The organism is Micromonospora craterilacus (assembly GCF_003236315.1).
Taxonomy (GTDB): Bacteria; Actinomycetota; Actinomycetes; order Mycobacteriales; family Micromonosporaceae; genus Micromonospora; species Micromonospora craterilacus.
Map to the genome: position 1 here is coordinate 1 of NZ_POTY01000456.1, position 1,693 is coordinate 1,693.

The window sequence follows — 1,693 nt, forward strand, 5'->3', positions numbered from 1 at the left end:
CTCACCCACCGCCTCCGCTGGTCAGACTGGCGCCGCCGCCATCAAGCCCGAGCCCGCCAAGCCCACTACACCCGACGCCTCAACCTCGAACTCCAGCCATGATCCCAAACGGCGGCTGCCGTACTAGAACCTGAGACGAGCCGCCCTACGAATCGACTGCCACGACAGTCTCCCTACTCACGATGTCGCATGCACGACCGAATTCACTGCGCCTGCAGCCAGTTGGCACAAACCACCCAGTGACGTAACGTGCAGGTGCGCATCCGTTCAGTCAGCGATCAAGCTCCGCACCGCCGGGACGACCGGACCAGCGAGGTGGCCGCAGATGAACAACGGCACCCACAACTCCCGCTGCGAGACAGCCCAGCAACACTTCTGCCGCTGCACCGGCTGCGGCGGCTCACAGCACGGCGTACAAGGCTGGCTCGACCACGTCGGCCGCGATGACACGGCACGCCAGCGCAAACGCGAGGACCTCGAGGGCAAGCTGGCCTGGACGGATGACCATCCACCGCGCCTGAAACCGACCGTCCGCAACCAGAAAGCGACCATCGACCTCGCTCGCGTGGACATTGCCGACTGGCTTGCCGCCCGCCCGATACCCGCTAGCCCCGACCCAGACGATCCCTACCCGTCGCCCGTCGAGCAGGTGACCGCCCTCGCCGAAGAGATGGGCCGCAGGGCCTGGCACGAGATCGCCGCCGACCTCCACCGCGCCACGTCAGACACAGCCGCCGTCAAGCGCGAACTCACCAACCACGGCTGGTGTGACCTCTTCATCGGACTGGTCCAGACCATCGAGACAACCCGGTGCGCGTTCGACAGCATCCCCGGCACAGTCAAACGCATGATCCGGCTCTCGACCTGGCAGGCAGAGCGGCCCCATGTCACCGAGACCGTGATCGACCTGATCGTCGACAAAGCATGGCAGGCCTTTCGAACCGCAGCCTTCAGCGGCGTCCCGCTACTCGACATCCTCTCCAGCGACGAAGCACTCCGCGCGCTACGAGTTCTCGCCGTCTTCATCTGTCCAGCACCCGCACAACATCCCGCCGTACGCCAACACGCACTGAGACCACTCGGAGACGACGCCACCAAGATCCTCAACGACCGGACAAAAGCCAAGCTCACCGAACTCTTCGCCGACTGGCAAGCCGACGACAGCGATCGCCAACCCATCGAATAGGACCCGCGCCATGCCCAGATGCAGACCACGCTCCGGCGGCTCATCATCAACTCCGGCACCGGCACCTTTCTGGCCGGCACCGAGCACGTCTGGGCCTCCCCGACCTTCGAGCGCGGCAGACGGGAGGGGATCTTCCGGGCGGGTTGCTGACGGCGCGCGAATGATCAACGACACCCGGAAAACCAACAACAGCAAGGAACACCTGCCAAGGCCGCGTTACGCCGACACCCACCTGCGAGGAGTAGAATCCTCAACCGACGCGTTCCCGGTTGCACATCAGACTCTCGTGGCGAACGAGGAGATTTGAACCGAGGAGAGCCCCTTGTCGAGCATCGCTCCTCAGGGCTTGTCATTGGTTGTCAAAACCCCTTGTTACGGAACGTAGCCATTCCAGGCTTGTCATCACTTACCACAAGTGGGCATTGATCTGCACAAACATCACCAAGCAGCGGTCGCGCCTTGTCACTGATTGTCAGTCTCTGGCCGGGGTTTTCGGGGGGTAAACGG

Annotated in this window: 2 protein-coding genes; both read left to right on the plus strand. The window is 63.6% G+C overall.

Annotated features, from left to right (window positions below; translation table 11 throughout):
- Positions 1-325: 325 nt before the first annotated feature.
- Entirely contained in the window at positions 326-1,186 is an 861-nt protein-coding gene (locus tag C1I95_RS33750; RefSeq protein WP_111220150.1) for a hypothetical protein, read from the plus strand.
- An 18-nt stretch (positions 1,187-1,204) separates the two neighbouring features.
- Positions 1,205-1,336 carry a hypothetical protein gene (locus tag C1I95_RS37000; protein ID WP_267900734.1) on the plus strand — a complete coding sequence of 44 codons (132 nt, stop codon included), beginning with the start codon at positions 1,205-1,207 and terminating at the stop codon, positions 1,334-1,336.
- The last annotated feature ends 357 nt before the right edge of the window (positions 1,337-1,693 follow it).